This is a genomic window from uncultured Bradyrhizobium sp. (assembly GCF_947648125.1).
GTDB lineage: Bacteria > Pseudomonadota > Alphaproteobacteria > Rhizobiales > Xanthobacteraceae > Bradyrhizobium.
Genome location: NZ_CANSMR010000025.1, coordinates 74,889 through 95,109 on the forward strand (window position 1 = coordinate 74,889; position 20,221 = coordinate 95,109).

Genomic DNA, 20,221 nt, shown 5'->3' on the forward strand with positions numbered 1-20,221 from the left:
CTCAGCCGCGTTGCGCCTCCGCCACCAGCCAGTCCCGGAAGGCGACCAGCGCGGGGTTGGACTCCGAGGAAGTCGGATAGACCGCATAGTGGCAATAGGCCACGCGCAGACCGTGGTCGGACAGGCGCACCAGTTTCCCCGCCAGCATGTCCGATCGCGTGATCGAGAGACGCCCGAGCGCAATGCCCTGCCCGGTCACGGCAGCCTCCATCAGCGCGTTGGTATCGGTGAAAGACGTACCGACGATGTCGCGATCGAGCTTCAGGCCCGCCGATTTGAACCAGGCCCGCCATGACAGATTGCGGTCGATCAGCAGCGGCTCCGAGAGCATCGCAACAGGGTCCTTCGGCAGCCGGCCGCCGTTGAGGCTCGGGCTGCACACCGGGAAAAACTCTTCACCGAAAAGCTTGATGGCGCGAAGCCCCCTCCAGTCGCCGGTCCCGAACCGGATCGCGATGTCGACGCCATCGGATGTGAAATTGGCCAGCGACTGACCGGTCTTGATGTGCAGGTTGATGTACGGATAGCGGGCCGTGAAGCGCGACAGCCGCGGGACCAGCCAGCGCGCCGCCATCACCGGCAAGAGGCTCACGGTCAGCTCGGCGTCGGCGCGACGCGTATGAAGGCTGCCGAGCGCGGCGTTCAATTCCGAGAAGGCGCCTTTGACACCGGCCTGCAGCCGAAGCCCGGCCGGCGTCGGCGCCATCCGGTTGCCCTGCCGCTCGAACAGCGTGAGGCCGAGCTCCTCCTCGAGCTGCCGGATGCGCTGGCTCACCGCGCTGTGCGTCACATGCAGCTCGCGCGCCGCTTCCGAGTAGCTGCCGTGACGGCAAGCCACCTCGAACACCCGCAGGGTCTCCAACGGCGGTAATGGGGCCATCCGGCAATTGTTAGGAACGCTAACAAGTGCTGTCAAATCATATCGTTCGCCCCATTGCCGGACCGGGACTAGTTGAGCAGGTGCCGAGACCGAGCACCCTGGAGCACCTGCGATGTCCTCTTCCGCTGCCCTCTTGCGCCGAACCGAAGCACCGGCCAACGCGCGTTGCCCGCACCGTAGCACGCACCCGCCGTCCCGCGCCGTAGCCACCAAGCTCGACCCGCGCACCCGCATGCTGCTGGAACAGCCGATCGCCCCGTTAATCCTGCGGCTTGCGCTGCCCAACGCCACCGTCATGACCGTGCAGATCCTGATCGGCTTGCTGGAGGTCTATTTCGTCTCGCGCACCGGCGTCGATGCGCTGGCCGGCGTGGCGCCGGTGTTTCCGCTGGTGTCGCTCGTGGTGGCGATCGCGCAGGGCGCGATCGGCGGCGGCTTCGTCACGACGGTCGCACGCGCGCTCGGCACCGGCCAGATCGGCGACGCCAGCGACTATGCGTGGTACGCCGTGGCGCTCGGCGTTTTGCTCGGCCTTGCGACATCGGTCGTGATGCTAACCTTGGGCTCGCAGCTCTACGGCGCGATGGGCATCTCGGGCAACGCGCTCGCGATCGCGTTGTCCTATTCCGGCATCATCTTTGCCGGCGCGATCCCGATCTGGCTGTTCAACCTGCTGCTGGCCGTGGTGCGCGGCACCGGCAATTTGCTGGTCCCTGTCATCGTGGTGTGCAGCGGCGCCGTGATCCTGCTGCCCCTGTCGCCGGCGCTGATCTTTGGCGCGTTCGGCCATCAGGGCCTCGGCCCCGCGGGCGGCGCTGTCGCGATGCTGGTGTACTACACCTTCGGAACGCTGGCCTACGCCGTCTATCTCTGGGGTCGGTTCGGCGCGCTCAAGCCATCGTTTCGCATCCCGGCGCTCTCGCTTGCGCCAATGCTGGCGATCCTTCGCGTCGGAGGCATGTCGGCCATCGTGTCAGCCACCACCAATCTGACGCTTGCCATCGTCACCGCCTATGTCGCGATCGGCGGCGTCGAGGCGCTCGCCGGCTACGGCGCGGGCTCGCGGCTCGAGTTTCTGCTGGTGCCGCTCGCCTACGGCATCGGCGGACCGGTCGGCATCATCATCAGCGCCAATCTCGGCGCCGGCCGGATCGACCGCGCGGTGAAGACGTCATGGATCGGGATCGCGATGGCCTGCACGCTGACCGAAGCGATCGGACTGGCTGCTGCGGCCTTCCCCGAAACCTGGATCGGACTGTTCAGCCAAGACCCGGCCGTGTTGCAGATCGGCGCGGAGTATCTGCACCGCGTCGGACCGTTCTTCGGATTCTTCGGGCTCGGCTATGTCCTCTACTGTGCCGGCCAGGCGACCCGGCGAATGGAGGCATCGGTGATCGCCGCATTGCTCAGAGCCGCGATCGCGGTCGCCGGCGGCTACGCAGTGATCGCGTTGAAGGCCGACGTCACCTGGAATTTCATAGCCGTCGCAGTCGGCATGGTCGCGTTCGGCCTGTTCGCACTACCGCCGCTGATCAAGCGCGCGGGCTATGACAACGCGCCTGCTTGAATCGTCACCCGAAGCGATGATCGTAGCGATTGATCGACAGCTCCTTGGTATCGATCTCGGGCTTCTTGCCGGAGAGCATGTCGGCCAGCACCCGGCCCGAGCCGCAGGCCATGGTCCAGCCGAGCGTGCCGTGGCCGGTGTTGAGGTGCAGATTGGCAAACCGCGTCGCGCCGATCACCGGCGGGCCGTCCGGCGTCATCGGGCGCAGGCCGCACCAGAAGGTCGCCTTGGCAAGGTCGCCGCCGCGCGGAAACAGATCGGTCAGCGAATGGTCCAGCGTCGCGCGCCGCGCGTCGTAGAGCTTGGTCGAATAGCCCGAGATCTCGGCAGTGCCGCCGACCCGGATGCGGTCGCCGAGCCGGGTGATCGCGACCTTGTAGCTCTCGTCCATCACGGTGGATTCCGGCGCGCCGGCGGCGTCCTTGATCGGCACCGTGATCGAATAGCCCTTGACCGGATAGACCGGCAGCGAGATGCCGAGCGGCCGCACCAGATGCGGCGAGTAACTGCCCAGCGCCAGCACATAGGCATCCGCGGTCATCAGGCCGGCGCTGGTCGCAACGCCGGTGATGCGAGTGGCATCCGCATTCAGGCCGTCGATGCCGACATTGAAGTTGAAGCGCACGCCGATCTTCTCGGCCTCTAGCGCGAGCGCCTGCGTGAACATGTGGCAGTCGCCGGTCTCGTCATGCGGCAGCCGCAGCCCGCCGGCGAATTTCTGCTTCACGCCGGCCAGCGCCGGCTCGGCTTTGATGCAGCCCTCGCGGCCGAGCACCTCGAACGGGACGCCGTATTGCTTGAGCACGGCGATGTCGTCGCCGGTGTGATCGAGCTGGGCCTGCTCGCGAAACAGCTGCAGCGTGCCGCGGGCGCGCTCGTCGTAGCGGATGCCGATCTCGTTGCGCAGCGCCTGCAGGCAATCGCGGCTGTATTCCGCGATCGGGATCATCCGGCTCTTGTTCACCGCGTAGCGCGACGTGGTGCAATTGCGCAGCATCTTCAGAAGCCAGAGCCACATCACGGGATCGAGCTTCGGGCGAATCACCAGCGGACCGTGCTTCATCAAGAGCCACTTCACCGCCTTGACAGGCACGCCGGGGCCGGCCCAGGGCGACGAATAGCCCGGCGACACTTCACCGGCATTGGCAAACGAGGTTTCGAGCGCAGGCTTGGGCTGACGGTCGATTACCGTCACCTCATGGCCGGCGCGCGCAAGATAATAGGCCGAGGTGACGCCAATCACGCCACTGCCGAGAACAAGGACCTTCACTTTTCCTCACATCCTGCAGCGAAAACGCAATCGCCGCTGCGAAACCACTCTGCTTCGCAACGGCGACAGCAATTTGTAGAGCTAGCTACAATTTAGCTAGCAATTATCAGGCCACGCGCTTGATGGCGTCGCCGAGGATCGAGACGATATCGTCGATATGCGACTTCTCGACGATCAAAGGCGGGGACAGCGCGAGCGAGTCGCCGCTCATGCGGAAGTAGAGGCCGCGATTGAAGCAATCGACCATGACGTCGTAGCCGCGCGCACCGACGACACCATCGCGCGGCGCGAGTTCGACCGCGCCCATCAGACCCTGATTGCGGATGTCGACGACGTTCGGCAGCCCCTTCAGCGAATGCAGGCCATCGCGCCAGTAATCGGAGAGCGACGCGCCGCGGGTCAAGAGACCCTCGTCCTTGTAGATGTCGAGCGTCGCAAGACCTGCGGCGCAAGCCACCGGATGCGCCGAATAGGTGTAGCCGTGGAACAGCTCCATGGCGTTGTCTGGGCCGACCATCAGCCCGTCATGGACCTGGCGGCTGGCGAACACCGCGCCGCACGGCACGGTGCCGTTGGTGATGCCCTTGGCGGTCGTCATCATGTCCGGCGTCACGCCGTAGAAGTTGGCGGCGAACGGCGCGCCGAGGCGGCCAAAGCCAGTGATGACCTCGTCGAAGATCAACAGGATGCCGTGCTTGGTGCAGAGCTCGCGCAGGCGCTGCAGATAGCCCTTCGGCGCCGGCAGCACCGCGGTCGAACCGGGCACCGGCTCAACGATCACGGCTGCGATGGTGTCCGCGCCGTGCAGCGCGACCATCCGCTCGACGTCGTCGGCGAGCTCGGCGCCATGATCCGGCTGGTCCTTGGCGAAGGCGTTGCGGGCGAGATCATGTGTATGACGGATGTGGTCGACACCCGGCAGATGGGTCGCAAACTGGCGGCGGTTGGCGACCATGCCGCCGACCGACATGCCGCCGAAGCCGACGCCGTGATAGCCGCGCTCGCGGCCGATCAGACGGGTGCGGGTCGGCTGGCCGGCGGCGCGATGATAGGCCAGCGCGATCTTCAGCGCGGTGTCGACCGATTCAGAGCCCGAATTGGTGAAGAAGATCCGGTCCAGCCCCTTCGGGGCGATCTCGGCGAGGCGCTCGGCGAAATCGAACGCCAGCGGATGGCCCATGTTGAAGGAGGGTGCGAAGTCCAGCGTGGACAGCTGGCGCTCGACGGCGGCCGCGATCTGCGGGCGGCCGTGGCCGGCGTTGACGCACCAGAGACCGGCGGAGCCGTCGATCACCTGACGGCCGTCGACCGAGGTGTAGTACATGCCCTTGGCAGAGGAGAACAGCCGCGGCGCTTTCTTGAACTGCCGGTTGGCCGTGAAGGGCATCCAGAACGAATCGGTCTTGATGGTGTTCGGAATCTGATGAACGGTCACGGCGCACTCCATGGCTGGGGATGCGTAGTCGGACCACTCTTCGGGGCACTCAACAAGTCCTTTTCTGTCGCAGCGCAAGCCATTGATCTTGCTGGGGCGGTCTGCCAAGATTTGTTCGATCCGCAACACCTGCAACAGGGATCTGTCATGAGCGTCGACATCGGCGGTCGGCTTCGATTCATCCGCGCGCGGCACAAGCTGTCGCAGCGCGAACTCGCCAAGCGCTCCGGCGTCACCAATTCGACGATTTCGCTGATCGAATCCAACCAGATGAACCCATCGGTCGGCGCGCTGAAGCGGATTCTCGACGGCATTCCGATGGGGCTTGCGGAATTCTTCGCGATCGAGCCGGAGCGGCCGCGCAAGGCGTTCTACCGCGCCGACGAGCTGACCGAGATCGGCAAGAAGCCGATCTCCTACCTCCAGATCGGCGACAGCCTGTTCGGACGTGCGTTGCAGATCCTGAAGGAGCGCTACGAACCCGGCAGCGACACCGGCCGGGTGCCGCTGGTGCACGAAGGCGAGGAAGGCGGCATCGTGGTCTCGGGCCGGCTCGAGGTCACGGTCGACGACGAGCGGCGGGTGCTCAACGCCGGCGACGCCTATTACTTCGAAAGCCGCCGCCCGCACCGCTTCCGCTGCATCGGCGCCAAGCCGTGCGAGGTGATTTCGGCCTGCACGCCGCCGACATTTTGAACCCGGCGCAGGCGCTGCGCGACCCAAGCCGCAAGGGCCGCATGTCGCGGCCTTGCGGGGTGACGTCCATGCATTGCTCCCCACGGCTTGCAGCCGCCGTCGCGGCCATCGCGGTCCTTGCGCCCGGCGCGTCGGCTGCGATGGACGATTTCCTGCGCGCATCGAGCAGCGCGCCGACCGCGATCAGCCTGTGCGGCGATGGCGGCGATAACCGGATCAAGACCGCCGACTGCAAGAAGGCCGGCACCGACAAGCTAGTGGCGCAGATCGACAAGGCGTTCGACGCGGCGCTTCCCAAGCTGCCGGCGAACGTCAGGCCGCTGTTGAAGCGCGACCAGGCCTGGTTCAACGAGATGATCATCGACGCCGCGGACGTGCTCGCCGATACCGACGAGGACGAGCTGAAAGCTGGTTTTGCCGCGGCCCTGCGCCGCCGCACGGCGGCGCTTGGCGGGCTGGCATCCGGCCGCCCGGGCATATCAGGCAACTGGGTCAATGCCTTCGGCAGTATCACGCTGACGCCGACCGAGGGCGGCGCCTACCACCTCGCCGCCGATCTGCGCGGCGACTATGGCGGCGACCGCCGGCGAACCTGCAAGCTGAGCGCCGATTTGAAGCCTTCCAGGACTGGCTGGTTCTCCGGCCCGGTGGTGATCGAGATGGACGCATCCACCGACAAGCCCAAGACCGAAGCCAGGGCCGCCCCAAGCAAGCCACCGTCAATCAAACTCCGCCGCCAGGGCGAGACGTTGCGGATCGTCGGCACCATCGATGACGAAGAGTGGGACGGGCTCAACGACTGCTCGTCGATGTGGCAGGTCACCGGCAGCTACTTTGCCGCCGGCAAGGATGCGGCATCCGATAAGGCCGACACCGCGTTCGTCGCGCCGACCTTCGACTGCACCAGGCCCGAGACCGCGACCGACGAGGAAATCTGCGCCGATCCCGATCTCGCCGACAACGACCAGCGGCTCAACCGGGCCTGGAAGGCGCTACAGCCGCGGCTCGACGAGGCGACGCGGCGCGCGCTGATCGACGACCAGCGCAACTGGGTGAAAAGCCAGACCGAACAATTCCCCGAATTCCTGCACCCTGCGTGGAACAAGCAGAGCTCGCAGGTCCACTTCACCGTCGATGCGCGCGATCACGTCAACGGCTTGCAGCGCGAACGCCTGGCGCTGCTCGAGGGCTTTGACGACAAACGCAGTGGACTTGCCGGCACCTGGCTGGCCTATGACGCCATCATCAAGGTCACCGCCGAGAAGGACGGCACGCTGAAGGCTGTCGGATGGAAGTGGGAGCAGGGCGACTGGAAGGCCGGCTGCGACTACGAGATGACGGGCAAGGTGGTCGGCGGCGCGTTCCGCTCCGATGCGCAGCGCAAGAATCCGGATACGCTCGAGCGCGACCACGCGATGCTGATCGTCAACCGACGGGACGATGTCTTCGCTAAAAAGCGCGCCGGGAAGGACGGCACCGAAGACAGCGCCGACGAGGCAAAATGCAAGCGCCGGCTCGACAACTCCTCGACCGCGCGGCTGTTTCCCGCCCGCCCCTCGCCCGACATCGACAATTTCAAGGGCTCGATCAGATAGCTGCGCGGCCGGCCGGCTGCGCCATCACAAGTTGCGGGTCTGGTGGTCGCCATAGGCGATCACAAACGCAACCGTCGCGAACATCATGGTCGCGGCGATGACGACGAGAATGGTATCTAGGGTCATGACGGTCCTCCAAGATTGGCAAAACAAGGTTAGTGCGCCGGCCGGAGGAAGCCTTGCGGCAGATCAATTTTTCGACGGGAATCGATCGCGCGTGAAACCACGCCGGATTTGCCGCGTAAGCTCAAGGATCGACCAGGGAGCCTTCCAATGCGCGCGATCGCCCTCATTGCCGCCATTCTGTTCGCCATCGCCTCGCCGGCCATGGCCGACGACGTCGCCACGGCGCAAGGCGTGATCCGCGCCCAGGAGCAGGCGTTCGGCCGCGATGACGCCACGGCGGCCTATTCCTATGCCGCGCCCGCGATCCGGCAGATCTTTCCGCAGGCCGATATCTTCATGTCGATGGTGCAGAACCAATATGCGCCGGTCTATCGCCACAGGAGCTTCGAGTTCGGCGCGGCGCAGACCGCAGGCGACCGGATCGCGCAACGCGTTCAGATCATCGACGCCAATGGCGAGGCGTGGGAGGCGCTCTATACGCTGGAGCGGCAGTCCGACGGCAGTTTGAAGATCACCGGCTGTTCATTGCTGAAGGCCGGTCAATCGGTGTGATCGCGCGGATCGGATCCGCAACGGTCACCTGAAGACAGTCGCTTCAGGACAAGCCCTTTCTCAGCCGGAGCCTGTCCTCAAGCCAGTCGAATATGACTTCATTCGCCAATGTAGGGTTGTCGATATGCCCCTGCATGGCGGCGGTTTCGGCACGCCGGAACAGGATCAGGCTGGCGTCGCGATGAATGCTGCTCAATTGGTTGCCAAATTCAATCAAGGCGCCTGGAAGAAGCCAGCCGCCCTCGCCCGCGGTGACGAGGAGCGGACAATCGATGCTCCGCGAGATCGCATTGGCTTCTTCAAGCCATCCGGCCTGCTCACCCTCGCCGGCCTGCCGATAGAAGAAACTCTTCTCGTGCGAGTCCCAGATTCCGGCGTCGCAAACGGCCGCGGCAAACCGGGCATCACTTGCGGCTGCCCGGGCGACCAGGGACGAGTTGCAGGCGTCCGCCACGATGGCGATCCGCGTGCTGTCGACACCGGGCATCCCCGAAAGAAAGTCGAGGACGCGGCTCATAGCCGCTTCGAACTTGTGGCCCTCGAGCCGTTCCGGCGACAAGGCCGTCTGAGTCCCCAGCAGGTCCACGGCGAGAAGCGAGAATCCGCGCTCGTTGGCATGACCCGCGTATTTGGTGATCAATTCTTCCTTGTAGGAACCTGGCTCGCCAATGCACACGATGACGGGTCCATCGTCGCGGAAGGCTGACGGCAGGTAGTAGGCCTGCAGCGACAGGTCCTCCGTCCAGGGAATCGAGAACACCTGGCCGGCCGGAAGGCGGGTCTTCAAAAAGCTGGTCGCGCATCGCCGCATGCCGGCGACGGCATAGTTCAGCAAATCGTTGGCGTATCCGGGAGGCCTTACGGCGGCGTGAAAGTAGGTGGTGGCCCGAAGCCAGTTGCGACGGGCGGTTACCAGATTGTTGTTCAGCAACGAAAGCTCAGCTCTCGCCTCGTTCAGTTCCGCGGTCTTGATCCACTCTTCCGACCACGAGCTCTCCGATGCGAGGTTTATCTTGCTCAAAGTCAGCCAGCATTCGGAAACCGTCGAACCGCCTTCCTGTGCGGCGGCCAGAAGCTTGATGAACTCCGCCGACAGATCCTCGCGATCCGGCCAGGCAGGCCAGCCCTTGTCATCGAACTCGACGCTGCTTGACGAGGCTCCACGCGCCCCACAGTGCTCATGCATGTTTCGTCAACTCGTTCGCAGCCGGCTCCGTTGCCGGTGCGCGTGAAAGGTACGAGTCCGCCCGTTGGGGTCGCCGAGCCGCCGCTTCGGTCGCCGCGAAAAAATTGGCGCCGAAATCGCAAACGCCAATCACGCGGCTCTCCCAAGAAAATATTCCAATTCGGCTTCATATAATTGAAGTAATTCGGCGGCGGCAAATGTTGATATGGCGGCGCAGGAATGCGTTGCGCTTATGCCTGAGGGCCGAATGTTGCTGCAGCAATCGTTGCCGAGCAAATGCTCGGAAATGTTCTGGATGCCGCCAACTTGCTTGTCTCGCTTGGCGAACTTGCCGCCAGCGCACTCACGGAATCGCGAGAACCCGCATGCAGCTACTCACTCGGCCGTGACTTCGTGAGGAGAGACCGCTTGAGCGCGCGCAGGCATATCGCGGTACCGCTAAGCAGATGCGCCGTCACCGCTTCAAATGAAAAACCTCCGGCAGGGCATTGCCGGAGGTTCTGGAGGTTAGTTCATGAAGAAGTCTGATATCTCCTCGTCATGGTCGGCAGAGCAACCGACATCAAGTTTGTACATGATAGACTAATGTTAGTAAATCATACAACAGACTCTTCTTTCAAAATCAAAGCCTCGACAGTTTCCCGTCGAGGCTTTGGGTAGCGATCAAGTTCCGGATCAACCGGGCTTTACCAGTTGCGCTGCGCGCGCAGCAGCAACATGTAGGTGTCCTGGTTGCTGAGAGAGTAGACAGCGGCCGGCTTGCCGATCGCAGCGCTACCCGGGTAGGTGATCGTGCCAGCGTAGTTCTGATCCAGATGGGTGTAGGTGAAGTCAGCCGAGAAGGTCAGGTTCTTCACCGGAGTCCACTGGGTCTGCGTACCGATCTGGGCAACGCTGTAATCGGGGTTGCACGAGGTCAGATTCGACGTGGCGCCGATCAGGACGCCGAACGATCCGCCCACGCCAGTCCCGCCCGGGCCGCAGATGTAGCCTTTGGCGGTGCTGTTGTAGTTAACCTGGGCCCACGCACCGTAGACACTGGTGTTCCAATAGGGATTCCAGTTGTGGACGTATGCACCGCGCACGCCGTAGGTCGTGATCAGCTGCTGCGAGCCGCCGCTGACGAACACGCTGTCCGGCGCAATGCCGAAGCCGATGCTCTGGTAAGCACCGGGAACGCTGGTGTTGCCGAAGGAAGTGAAGGCACCAGCACCCGAGAGATCCTGGATGTTGTAGCGCGTTGCGCCGTTGGTATAGACGCCCTGGACGTTGATGGTATCGCCAGGTCCGGTCGGGATGTTCTTGATCGACAGGGCCAACTGACCCGCCCAGCCCCACTTGTCGTCGGGATGACCGGTCAACTCGGTGGCGCCGTAGTAGGCCGCGTGATTGTCATGCGCCGCGAACGACGCCTGGAACAGACCCCAGGCCTGGTCGACGCGGAGTGACGCGACCAGATCCGGAGCAATCGTGCCGGCATAGTCGCTCGCGCCGTAGGGACCGAGAGCGCCGGTACCGACCACACCGAGATTCTGCACACCGGCCTGATAGTAGGCCGACTGATCCTGGGCCGACAGGGCCAGCGACACGCCGTTGCCGAACTGCGCGGTGTAGGTGAACTGGTTCACACCGGTGATCGTGCCGCCGCCGCCGACGAGACCGTCGAAGTTGTTGCCCGGATAGTTGGCCCACGGCGCCGAGAACTGCGAGACCGCCTTACCCATGGTGAAGCCGGCGAACTGGATGAAGGCGTAGTAGACGCCGACCGTGCCGGCGGCGACACCGCCCGAACTTGCGTTGTTCGGGGCGGCAGACGTTCCGATCGGCGAGTAGACCGTCGAGCCTGCCGCGGCGCCCCCCCCATAGCTGTCCGAAGTCCAGCTGAAGGTCGCATCGAAGAAGGTACGAACCACGCCGTATTCGGTCGCGGTGCGGGTGTCGACGTTCAGGTCTTCGCGCGAGCGCCAGGTGTAGCCGTTGGTGAAGCGGTTCTGTGCGCCGCCCGCGCCGGCGTAGTTGCCGGTGTGGTCCGAGTTGGTGTTCGCCAGAACGTCGACACGCAGGTAGCCGCCCAGCTTGATGCAGGTGTCGGTGCCCGGAATAAAGTAGAAGCCCGGACCATACAGCGAGCAGACTTTGACGTACTCGACCGCCTTGGCCTTGACCGGAAGGTCGGCCGCCATAGCGCCACTGCTCGCGGCGAGAGTTGCCACCGAGCCCAACAAGAGGCCCTTTACGATCTTCATGCTATCCTCCAAATGATGCCTTGCACTGCTGGCAAAGCGACAAACGTTCCCCTCCCGAAAACCGCTGCGGCGCAGCCATTTTCAAGATGCTCGTGGTCAACTCGGCCACTGCAGGCGTGAGATGGTGGATGCCCCCCATCTACGACGGGGGAACAATGCAATTGGGTAGTCACATATTCAACTTATATTAGTTAGTCATTCTATGTTTGCGCAGCCATGTGTCATTCAGGCAACGCAGCGACGAACATTTTCGTCAGGACGCCCGCTTCAAAAATTGGTCGATATCCGTGAAGATGAATTTTTGTTAAGGTACGTCATGACTGAGCGCAAATCGACCGACAAACTACAGGACGCCGCTGAGCGATTGGCGTGGGAGATCGTATCGACCAGCGTTCGCTTGGACGAGTTGCGCAGCATCTGGGCCAAGATGATCGGAATCACCGGTCCGCAATGGATGATCATGACGGTGCTGGCGAATGCCGAGGACCGCAGCGTCGGCCTGCCCGTCGGCGCGGTTTCGCGGGCCCTGCGCGTCGATCAGTCGTTTGTCGTGACGCAGTCGAAGCTGCTCGAAAAGAAGAACCTCGTGCGCCGCAAGAGTTCGACCGAGGATGCCCGGGTCGTGAACCTGTCGCTGACCGAGCACGCCAAGAAGCAGATGGCGAACCTGTCCGCGCAACGCAAAGAGCTCAACGAGTTCGTCTATGCCGACATCGATCTGCGGGAGATGCAGCAACTGACCGGCAAGATGGATTCCATCAAGAGCCGCCTGGAAAAGGCGATCGCGAAGATCTCGGTCGATCTTTAGCAAGTCGCTGAACCCGCAGTCCGGATCAGGCGCCTACCCGCGCATGATCCCAGCGCAAACGCTCTTCGCGTTTGTCGCGTGGAAAACCGCTTCGCACTTTGCGCTTACGCGGCCGTTCCGGTCCGGATCATGCGATTGCCAGCCGCTGCTGCGACCGCATCATGAGCAGCAAGATGATGCTGACATTGAGCAGGTTCCAGGCCAGGCCATTGGCGAAGGCCGCGGCATAAGAACCGGTGGCGTCGAAGATCACGCCCGAGATCCAGCCGCCAAAGGACATGCCGAACACCGAGGCGAAGATCACGATGCCGATTCGGGTCGCGGCCTCGGAGGCCGGCATCGCCTCGCGCACGATGATGGCGTAGCTCGGCACGATGCCGCCCTGGAACAGGCCGAACATCGCCGAGATGATGTAGAGCGAGGTCAGGCTGTCGAAGAATAGGTAGAACAGCAGCGCCGCTCCCTGCGCGATCGCGCCGATCAAGAGGGTGCGGATGCCGCCGATCCTGTCGGCGAGGAAGCCGGAGCCGATCCGGCTGATGATGCCGAAGCCCAGCATCAGCGAGAGCATCTCGGCGCCGCGCGCCACGCCGTAACCGAGATCGCCGCAATAGGCGACGATGTGAACCTGCGGCATCGACATCGCCACGCAGCAGGAGATCGACGCGAGCGACAGGATCGCGGTCAGCGCGTTGGTGGAGAGCCGCATGTCGACCCGCGGCGGCGCGGCGTTGACATGGCTGCGCCGGGTCGCCGCCCCCATCAGCAAGCGCAGCACCACAAGCGCAAGCGCCATCGCGATCGCGGTGAAGATGCCGATCGCGATATGGGTGGTGCGCCAGCCGACGCCCTGCATCCCGAAATTGACCAGCGGCGGCCACACCGTGCCGCCGACATAGTTGCCGCTGGCGGCGATCGCGACCGCGAGGCCGCGGTAGCGCTCGAACCAGTGCGAGGCCTCCGCCATCAGGGGACCGAAGGTCGCGGCCGACGACAGGCCGATGGCGAAATGCAGCAGGATGAAAGCCCAGATCGACGGTGCGTAGCCGGCGCAGATATAGCCGAGGCCGAGAATGCCGATCCCGGCACCGATCGCCGCGACGATGCCATAGCGGTCGCTGATCTTGCCGGTCACGACCTGGCCGAGGCCAAAGCCGAGCATCACCATCGTGAAGGCAAGCGACGCGGTTCCGCGGGTCGCGCCGAAGTCGGTCTGCACCGCCGGCAACGCCACCACGACCGACCACATGCCGACGCTGCCGAGCGAGCCGATCACCACGGCTATGGCAAGACGCAGCCATGCCCGGCGCGAGTCGGGAATGAACATTGCGGCTTCAGGGGAAAATTCAGAAGAAATTACCACGGCACGCGGAACTTCGTCGGCATTTGCCTTCGGGTCAAGCCACATTGCCGAGAGATTAGGCATGCAGATGCAAGGGGACGCCGCTCTTGAAACGGCAGGCGTCGGCGCCGGATTTCGGCGCAGCCGGTGTCGGATCAATTCCCGAAATTCGGATCCTGCGACTGAAACGGGCCGCATTTGGCGCGTTTTGCAAACCGCTGGTCGAAATCGACCGTGCCCCCGCCGACCGGAATCTGTGTCGGCGGCAGTCCCCTTGTGTACTGGTCGACGGTCACCGTCTTCTTGTCCGCGCTCATCGTGACGCGAACCGGTTCAAGCGACTTGCCCTTGTTGGCCTCGGTCAGATTGAGCGCGTAGTAGCCGATCACCGTCTGGCCGGCGCGCAGGCCGTGCGGCGGGAACGCGACCGACAGCGGCAAATAGACTTCCATCCTGACGCCTTCGCCGGCGCACGCCAGCATGCGCATCATGGCGGCGTCCTGGCCCGGAGGATTTGCGGCAGCGCCCGTCGCGAGGGAAAGGGTGACAGCCGCGACAGCACCGAAACCACCAATCCAGGGTTTGCCGGTCGTTGCCGCCGCACGGTCTCCTTGGCTTGTCATGGAATCCCCCGACACGAAGCGACTTGCTCTGTATTTCGTCTGACGTCGAGGCTTGGACGTTCAATCCCCGTCCGTCCTTCCTCCCCGATCGGCGCCTCCGTGCGCCTCATGTTTCGGCGATCGGGCGTCAGCACTTCCTGTACCGCCGGGCCGGTCGCTGCTATGATCCCGGCCTGCTCGCATTGATCCGGAATTTTTTTTGAAGCAGAAGGCATTCTGAAGCGCCTGCATTGTTCACCGACGGTCATATGGAGGTTTGCCATGGCTTCTGACTGGCGTCTCGAAGGCGAATGGATCAAGAACTGCAATTGTGCATTTGGCTGCCCGTGCGATTTCAATGCACTGCCGACCCATGGCTCCTGCAAGGGCATGGTCGGCATGCGGATCACCAAGGGACATTTCGGCAGCACCAAGCTCGACGGCCTGGTGTTCGCGGCAACGGTTGATTTTCCCGGCGCGCTCCACGAGGGCAACGGGCAGATGCAGCCGATCATCGACGAACGCGCCACGGCGGAACAGCGCGAAGCCCTGTTCAACATCTTCTCCGGCAAGAATTCAGCCGAAGGCACGCTGTTCCACATCCTCAGCCTGATCGTGACCAAGATCCATGATCCGGTGTTCGTGCCGTTCGAGTTCTCCTTCGACAAAAACGGGCGCGTCGCCAAGCTCGTCGCCAAGGGCGTGCTGGAGACGGAGGTCGAGCCGATCAAGAACCCGGTGACCGGTGCGCCGCATCGCATCCAGGTGGTGATGCCGGAAGGCTTCGAGCACAAGGCGGCGGAGGTGGCCTCGGCCAACATCCGCTCGACCGGGGCGATCAAGTACGAGACCAAGGGCTCACACAGTTCGCTCGCCAACGTCGTGCAGACGCCGGACGGGGTCGCGGCGTAACTGCGGACAAGCGCAGTTCGCTCGTTCGGCTTCTGGGATCCCACCATGAGCGAGACATCGGCGCTCGAGCACGTCCTGCGGCATGACCGCCTGATCTTTGCAGGCGGCATCGCCGCGGTGATGGCGCTGGCCTGGGCCTATCTCCTGGCCGGCGCCGGCATCGACATGAGCATGGCTGACATGCCTATGGATCCGATGCCATGGACGCCTTCCTACGCCGTGCTGGTCTTCGTCATGTGGTTGACGATGATGGTCGCCATGATGATCTCGAGCGCGGCGCCGATGGTGTTGCTGTTCGCCGCCCTGAAGCGCAAGCAATCGGCAACGCCCTCTCCCCTCGCTGAGGCCTGGATCTTCCTGTGCGGCTATCTCGTGATCTGGGCCGGCTTCAGCCTCGCCGCGACGCTGGCGCAATGGCAACTCGACCGCGCCGGCCTCTTGTCGATGGCGATGGCTGCTACCAGCACGACGCTCGCCGGCGGCGTCCTGCTACTGGCCGGACTCTACCAGTTCACGCCGCTCAAGCGCGCCTGCCTGCGTTTCTGCCAGAGCCCGGTGCTGTTCCTGAGCCGGCATTGGCGTCCGGGCACGGCCGGTGCGCTGCGCATGGGGCTGCGGCACGGCCTTTACTGCCTCGGCTGCTGCTGGTTCCTGATGGCGCTGCTGTTCGTCGGCGGCGCGATGAACCTGCTCTGGATCGTCGGCATTACCCTCTATGTCGCCTGCGAGAAGCTGCTCCCGGTCGGCCACCGCCTCAGCTATTCCGCCGGCGCCGCGTTGATTGTGGCGGGACTGATCGTGCTCGTGCATACGACTTGAGAAAGTGTCCGGACGTGCAGGAATATCGATCGCGCGACGGCGATCATCCTGTCGAAGAAGATTGAAAGCAGTGCGAGCTGGTTCACACTTGCCATTCGTCATCCGTGCCAAGATCGTTCGGACGGTGGATTGTGCGTCGCAGGCCCGCAGCGCTGCTTGTGACGGAACTGACGAGCGACAGACGCTCGCGTGCTGGCGTCAAGCCTGATGCCTCACGCCCCGGGCGTCGCGCCGAGCAAACCGCAGGCATTTCATCGGAGGGTACATCATGCATACCTTGCCCGCAGAATGGCTACCCGTTTCAATTGCGCCAGCAGACCGAGATCTCGAAGTCTGTGTCCTGGACTATGATGGACTGGTCCATGCGCTCGTGTTCCCTTGTCACAAGGACGGCGCTGACTGGGTCGATGGTTCAAATGACCACGTCCACGTTCAACCGACGCATTGGCGCCGTTGGACTGAGCCCGCTTAGAGCCGGCCGGCGCCGCCGAGCGGACCCGCCGGGGGCGCTCCATGGCGTCCGGGACGAGTTGCCGCCATCGCGCCGCAGGGGCGCGAGCCCGAGGCGGTGCCATCTCGCCCCAGCACATAAAATCAGCTAGACTTGTCGCGTGAGGTTCGAGGGTGGGCCAGGAGGCTCGTCATGGAATCACACGTGATCCCTTTCGAAAATCGCTGGACCAACGGCAAGCATGCCTGGGAGTGGCATTGCGAGCTCGAGCGGCTGGGCGTGCCCACGGTTCGCGTGATGTACTGCGAGCATGAGACGCACCATCGCGACGAACTTGCCGTGGTGTTCGACATTCCCGCGGGCTTCGTTCGCGACTGGCTGGCTTTTCATGACCAGCGCGCCGCCCGGCAGCAATTCCTGTGGCGCGCCAGCGTCATCACGCTCGGCCTCATCGCCGCATCGGGCGTCGTGCTCGGCGCACTGAGATAGGCCGCGCCCCTTCCCCCCGGACCGGCCGGACGGTCGCCGCCCACCCCCGGTCGGGAATCCCGCATGCCCCGTGCCTGCGACGTCCCGTGCGGGCCCCAGACGGCACTTATTAACCCTTTGCTAACCATACACCCGGCAAGAATTGCCGAGTGAAGTCGAGTGTCGTCGAACGCGTATGACGGGTGGAGATCCCCGTGGACGCCAGCGCGGTGCCTCACTTTCGGAACGGCGGCCCTGCGGCCGTCGCGCAGACGCTTGGCGGACGTAGCCGCCAGTCGCGGGGGAGAGCGGCTACCATGGTCGACGTCACGGCGGGTCAGGGCACGGCAGGCAAGGGCGGATTGCCGAGCCTCGGCGAGATCGGCGACATCCTCAAGCGCGGCGACCTCGCGCTGGCGCTCGGCGTCCTCACCATCCTGGTGGTGCTGATCCTGCCGCTGCCCTCGATCGTGCTCGACCTCTTTCTGGCGGTCTCGATCACGATCTCGATCCTGATCCTGATGACCTCGCTGTTCATCCAGGCGCCGCTGGAATTCTCGTCGTTTCCGACCATCCTGCTGATCTCGACCATGATGCGGCTGTCGCTGAACATGGCCTCGACCCGGCTGATCCTGAGCCACGGCCACGAGGGCACGGCGGCCGCCGGCCACGTCATCGAGGCGTTCGGCAACTTCGTGATGGGCGGCAACTTCGTGATCGGAATCATCGTGTTCGCGATCCTGGTGATCGTGAACTTCGTGGTCATCACCAAGGGTTCGGGCCGCATCGCCGAAGTCGCGGCGCGCTTCCAACTGGACTCGATGCCCGGCAAGCAGATGGCGATCGACGCCGACCTGTCCGCCGGCCTGATCGACGAGAAGGCCGCCAAGGAGCGCCGCAAGGCGCTGGAAGACGAGAGCGGCTTCTTCGGCGCCATGGACGGTGCCTCGAAATTCGTCCGTGGCGATGCCATCGCCGGGCTGTTGATCGTCGGCATCAACATCGTCGGCGGCATCATCATCGGCGTCGCCCAGCAGGGCCTCTCCTTCGGTGAAGCCGCCCGCACCTACACCGTGCTGACGGTCGGCGACGGCCTCGTCACCCAGGTGCCGGCGCTGATCGTCTCGACCGCAGCCGGCCTCCTGGTCTCCAAGGCCGGCATCACCGGCGCCGCCGACAAGGCGCTGATGCGCCAGCTCTCCGGCTATCCGCAGGCGCTCGGCATGTCGGCCGGCGTCATGCTGGTGCTGGCGCTGCTGCCCGGCATTCCGACGCTGCCGTTCCTGGCACTGGGTTCCGGCGCCGCGGCGCTGGCCTGGAACGCGCGCAAGAAGAAGCGGGTCGCCAACGCCGCCGAGGCCGCCGCAGCTGCCGCCCCCGCTGCAGCCGCGGCCGCCGCCGCTGCCGCCGCAGAGGAGCCGATCGCCGCTGCGCTGAAGATCGACGACCTCAAGATCGAGCTCGGCTACGCGCTGCTGCCACTGGTCAACGGCCCCGACGGTACCGACCGCCTCACCGAGCAGATCAAGGCGCTGCGCCGTTCGCTCGCGATCGAGATGGGCTTCGTGATGCCGGCGGTTCGCATCCTCGACAATGTGCAGCTTGAGGCCAACAGCTACGTCATCAAGATCAAGGAAGTCGACGCCGGCACCGGCAAGATCTGGCCGAGCCAGTTCATGGTCATGGACCCCGGCGGCAACCAGGTGCAGCTGCCCGGCATCCACACCATCGAACCGACCTTCGGCCTGCCGGCGACCTGGGTCGATGCCGGCCTGAAGGAAGAGGCCGCGCTGAAGGGTTACACCGTGGTCGACGCCGCGACCGTGCTGTCGACGCACCTGACCGAGCTGCTCAAGACCAACATGTCCGACCTGCTGTCCTACGGCGAGGTGCAGAAGCTGCTGAAGGACCTGCCGAAGGAGCAGGGCGAGCTGATCAAGGACATCGTGCCGAGCCAGGTCACGGTGTCGGGCATCCAGCGCGTGCTGCAATTGCTGCTCGCCGAGCGGATCTCGATCCGCGATCTCTCGACCATCCTCGAGGGCATCGCCGACGCGCTGGCGTTCTCGCGCAACCCGGCCACCATGGTCGAGCATGTCCGCGCCCGGCTGGCACGGCAGATCTGCGCCCAGAACACCTCGCCGAACGGCTATCTGCCGCTGATCGCGCTGTCGGCGCGCTGGGAGCAGGCCTTCGCCGAGTCGATCGTCGGCACCGGCGACGATCGCAGCCTGGCAATGCAGCCCTCCAAGCTGTCGGAATTCATGACCGCCGTGCGCAACGCCTTCGAGCAGGCGGCGCGTGAAGGCGAGGCGCCGGTGCTGGTGACGTCGGCCGCGATCCGGCCGTTCGTTCGCTCGCTGGTGGAACGGTTCCGCTCGCAAACCACCGTTTTGTCGCAGGCCGAGATCCATCCCCGGGCTCGGCTGAAGACCGTCGGCAGCGTGTAGCGACCGCAAATCACTTGCGTTTTCGCCTGTGCTTTCTCGCCACAGGCAACTGATTTATGTGGAACAGTCCGGAACGGCCCTATCTGGGGTAACATGATCCGGCCTCCAGGCAAGCTACTGATATTACATCCAGTTAATGTGCATTTCGGGAGCCATGGACGGCTTTTGATCGCGTCCGATCACGTCTTATCACGCCCTTGTGATGACCCCTAGGGAACGGAATCGGCAAATCCTACGTTGGTGGGGCACGAGACGTTGAACCGGGCAGCAGACCAAACCGACAGATTTACTGAGAGCAGGAAGGCGGCAGGAGACTTCCATGAACCACTCGATCTACAGCGCCGATCGTATGACGCACCTGAAGATTGTGGTTGTGGCGTTGTTCGCCGGTATCCTGGTCGCGGGCTTCGGCATCGCGGCACACAATTCGTCGGACGAGGGTTACACGCAGACGGCGCGCGTCATGAAGGCCGGCAAGCCGGTCGCGATCACGAGCTCGAGCAACTCGCTGGTCCGCTAACAGGAGAGTTTCACGAATTCACGTAGTGTTCTTTACAGCCCCCCAAAGTCGCTGCGTGGATATTTAAGACCCCCAACTACCCCCAAGTTGACTATCGAAAACGCCCGCTCCCCACGGGCGTTTTCTTTTTGTGCGGATGGTGGACGACATCGATGTGTCCACGTCATTGCGAGCGAAGCGAAGCAATCCATTGTCACTGAGCATGCGGAATGATGGATTGCTTCGTCGCTAACGCTCCTCGCAATGACGGGTCTCCAACGATTTTCAGCCCTCGCGCAGAGTAGAATGAGGAAACA

At 64.0% G+C, this 20,221-nt stretch carries 17 protein-coding genes; 10 read left to right on the forward strand and 7 right to left on the reverse strand.

Annotated elements, in window-relative coordinates:
- Position 1 precedes the first annotated feature (1 nt).
- Entirely contained in the window at positions 2-880 is an 879-nt protein-coding gene (gcvA, locus tag Q0030_RS31605) for a transcriptional regulator GcvA (protein WP_298376215.1), read from the reverse strand.
- Positions 881-992: 112 nt separating this feature from the next.
- Here gcvA and Q0030_RS31610 point away from each other — a divergent pair, with 112 nt between their 5' ends.
- Positions 993-2,447: an MATE family efflux transporter gene (locus Q0030_RS31610; RefSeq protein ID WP_298376218.1), complete on the forward strand. Its 1,455-nt coding sequence runs from the start codon at positions 993-995 to the stop codon at positions 2,445-2,447.
- 4 nt (positions 2,448-2,451) lie between these two features.
- Here the strand turns inward: Q0030_RS31610 and Q0030_RS31615 are convergent, their stop codons facing one another.
- Positions 2,452-3,717 carry a D-amino acid dehydrogenase gene (locus Q0030_RS31615; RefSeq protein ID WP_298376221.1) on the reverse strand — a complete coding sequence of 422 codons (1,266 nt, stop codon included), beginning with the start codon at positions 3,715-3,717 and terminating at the stop codon, positions 2,452-2,454.
- A gap of 106 nt (positions 3,718-3,823) precedes the next feature.
- Positions 3,824-5,164 (reverse strand): aspartate aminotransferase family protein, encoded by a 1,341-nt coding sequence (locus Q0030_RS31620; RefSeq protein ID WP_298376224.1) that lies wholly within the window; start codon positions 5,162-5,164, stop codon positions 3,824-3,826.
- Between the two features lie 135 nt (positions 5,165-5,299).
- On the opposite strand from Q0030_RS31620, the gene Q0030_RS31625 reads away from it, so the two are divergent.
- The 3 genes from Q0030_RS31625 to Q0030_RS31635 all read left to right on the forward strand — a co-directional run bounded on the left by Q0030_RS31625 (position 5,300) and on the right by Q0030_RS31635 (position 8,121).
- Complete coding sequence (locus tag Q0030_RS31625; protein WP_018273259.1) at positions 5,300-5,848, forward strand: cupin domain-containing protein; 549 nt, start codon at positions 5,300-5,302, stop codon at positions 5,846-5,848.
- A 68-nt stretch (positions 5,849-5,916) separates the two neighbouring features.
- A complete protein-coding gene (locus Q0030_RS31630; RefSeq protein ID WP_298376234.1) occupies positions 5,917-7,443 on the forward strand; it encodes a lysozyme inhibitor LprI family protein in 1,527 nt (508 codons plus the stop codon).
- Positions 7,444-7,716: 273 nt separating this feature from the next.
- A complete protein-coding gene (locus Q0030_RS31635) occupies positions 7,717-8,121 on the forward strand; it encodes a DUF4864 domain-containing protein (RefSeq protein ID WP_298376236.1) in 405 nt (134 codons plus the stop codon).
- Between the two features lie 43 nt (positions 8,122-8,164).
- Here the strand turns inward: Q0030_RS31635 and Q0030_RS31640 are convergent, their stop codons facing one another.
- Both Q0030_RS31640 and Q0030_RS31645 read right to left on the reverse strand, forming a co-directional pair.
- The gene (locus Q0030_RS31640) at positions 8,165-9,307 is read right to left on the reverse strand and encodes a dienelactone hydrolase (protein ID WP_298376239.1); all 1,143 of its coding nucleotides are present in this window, start codon (positions 9,305-9,307) and stop codon (positions 8,165-8,167) included.
- A 686-nt stretch (positions 9,308-9,993) separates the two neighbouring features.
- Positions 9,994-11,553 (reverse strand): porin, encoded by a 1,560-nt coding sequence (locus Q0030_RS31645; protein WP_298376241.1) that lies wholly within the window; start codon positions 11,551-11,553, stop codon positions 9,994-9,996.
- Positions 11,554-11,869: 316 nt separating this feature from the next.
- Between Q0030_RS31645 and Q0030_RS31650 the strand changes: the two genes are divergently transcribed.
- A complete protein-coding gene (locus Q0030_RS31650; RefSeq protein ID WP_298376244.1) occupies positions 11,870-12,361 on the forward strand; it encodes a MarR family transcriptional regulator in 492 nt (163 codons plus the stop codon).
- 127 nt (positions 12,362-12,488) lie between these two features.
- On the opposite strand, the gene Q0030_RS31655 is transcribed toward Q0030_RS31650, so the two are convergent.
- Both Q0030_RS31655 and Q0030_RS31660 read right to left on the reverse strand, forming a co-directional pair.
- Positions 12,489-13,688, reverse strand: a complete 1,200-nt coding sequence (locus Q0030_RS31655) for an MFS transporter (protein WP_298376246.1) — start codon at positions 13,686-13,688, stop codon at positions 12,489-12,491.
- A gap of 170 nt (positions 13,689-13,858) precedes the next feature.
- Positions 13,859-14,194 carry a hypothetical protein gene (locus tag Q0030_RS31660; protein ID WP_298376249.1) on the reverse strand — a complete coding sequence of 112 codons (336 nt, stop codon included), beginning with the start codon at positions 14,192-14,194 and terminating at the stop codon, positions 13,859-13,861.
- A 393-nt stretch (positions 14,195-14,587) separates the two neighbouring features.
- Here Q0030_RS31660 and Q0030_RS31665 point away from each other — a divergent pair, with 393 nt between their 5' ends.
- The 5 genes from Q0030_RS31665 (at position 14,588) to Q0030_RS31690 (ending at position 19,925) form a co-directional block, all read left to right on the forward strand.
- Positions 14,588-15,217 (forward strand): DUF1326 domain-containing protein, encoded by a 630-nt coding sequence (locus tag Q0030_RS31665; RefSeq protein ID WP_298376252.1) that lies wholly within the window; start codon positions 14,588-14,590, stop codon positions 15,215-15,217.
- Between the two features lie 45 nt (positions 15,218-15,262).
- On the forward strand, positions 15,263-16,036 hold the full coding sequence (locus tag Q0030_RS31670) for a DUF2182 domain-containing protein (RefSeq protein ID WP_298376254.1): 774 nt from the start codon (positions 15,263-15,265) through the stop codon (positions 16,034-16,036).
- A gap of 643 nt (positions 16,037-16,679) precedes the next feature.
- Positions 16,680-16,976, forward strand: coding sequence for a hypothetical protein (locus Q0030_RS31680; protein WP_298376259.1), 297 nt, complete (start codon positions 16,680-16,682; stop codon positions 16,974-16,976).
- A 296-nt stretch (positions 16,977-17,272) separates the two neighbouring features.
- The gene (gene flhA / locus Q0030_RS31685; protein WP_298376263.1) at positions 17,273-19,405 is read left to right on the forward strand and encodes a flagellar biosynthesis protein FlhA; all 2,133 of its coding nucleotides are present in this window, start codon (positions 17,273-17,275) and stop codon (positions 19,403-19,405) included.
- A 319-nt stretch (positions 19,406-19,724) separates the two neighbouring features.
- Positions 19,725-19,925: a hypothetical protein gene (locus Q0030_RS31690; RefSeq protein WP_016848568.1), complete on the forward strand. Its 201-nt coding sequence runs from the start codon at positions 19,725-19,727 to the stop codon at positions 19,923-19,925.
- Positions 19,926-20,221: the final 296 nt, after the last annotated feature.

What these genes read in the sequence shown, in the direction of transcription:
- gcvA (WP_298376215.1), bottom strand. Translation starts at nt 880, where the DNA reads ATGGCCCCATTACCGCCGTTGGAGACCCTGCGGGTGTTCGAGGTGGCT.
- Q0030_RS31610 (WP_298376218.1), top strand. Translation starts at nt 993, where the DNA reads ATGTCCTCTTCCGCTGCCCTCTTGCGCCGAACCGAAGCACCGGCCAAC.
- Q0030_RS31620 (WP_298376224.1), bottom strand. Translation starts at nt 5,164, where the DNA reads ATGGAGTGCGCCGTGACCGTTCATCAGATTCCGAACACCATCAAGACC.
- Q0030_RS31625 (WP_018273259.1), top strand. Translation starts at nt 5,300, where the DNA reads ATGAGCGTCGACATCGGCGGTCGGCTTCGATTCATCCGCGCGCGGCAC.
- Q0030_RS31630 (WP_298376234.1), top strand. Translation starts at nt 5,917, where the DNA reads ATGCATTGCTCCCCACGGCTTGCAGCCGCCGTCGCGGCCATCGCGGTC.
- Q0030_RS31635 (WP_298376236.1), top strand. Translation starts at nt 7,717, where the DNA reads ATGCGCGCGATCGCCCTCATTGCCGCCATTCTGTTCGCCATCGCCTCG.
- Q0030_RS31640 (WP_298376239.1), bottom strand. Translation starts at nt 9,307, where the DNA reads ATGCATGAGCACTGTGGGGCGCGTGGAGCCTCGTCAAGCAGCGTCGAG.
- Q0030_RS31645 (WP_298376241.1), bottom strand. Translation starts at nt 11,553, where the DNA reads ATGAAGATCGTAAAGGGCCTCTTGTTGGGCTCGGTGGCAACTCTCGCC.
- Q0030_RS31650 (WP_298376244.1), top strand. Translation starts at nt 11,870, where the DNA reads ATGACTGAGCGCAAATCGACCGACAAACTACAGGACGCCGCTGAGCGA.
- Q0030_RS31655 (WP_298376246.1), bottom strand. Translation starts at nt 13,688, where the DNA reads ATGTTCATTCCCGACTCGCGCCGGGCATGGCTGCGTCTTGCCATAGCC.
- Q0030_RS31660 (WP_298376249.1), bottom strand. Translation starts at nt 14,194, where the DNA reads ATGATGCGCATGCTGGCGTGCGCCGGCGAAGGCGTCAGGATGGAAGTC.
- Q0030_RS31665 (WP_298376252.1), top strand. Translation starts at nt 14,588, where the DNA reads ATGGCTTCTGACTGGCGTCTCGAAGGCGAATGGATCAAGAACTGCAAT.
- Q0030_RS31670 (WP_298376254.1), top strand. Translation starts at nt 15,263, where the DNA reads ATGAGCGAGACATCGGCGCTCGAGCACGTCCTGCGGCATGACCGCCTG.
- Q0030_RS31680 (WP_298376259.1), top strand. Translation starts at nt 16,680, where the DNA reads ATGGAATCACACGTGATCCCTTTCGAAAATCGCTGGACCAACGGCAAG.
- flhA (WP_298376263.1), top strand. Translation starts at nt 17,273, where the DNA reads ATGGTCGACGTCACGGCGGGTCAGGGCACGGCAGGCAAGGGCGGATTG.
- Q0030_RS31690 (WP_016848568.1), top strand. Translation starts at nt 19,725, where the DNA reads ATGAACCACTCGATCTACAGCGCCGATCGTATGACGCACCTGAAGATT.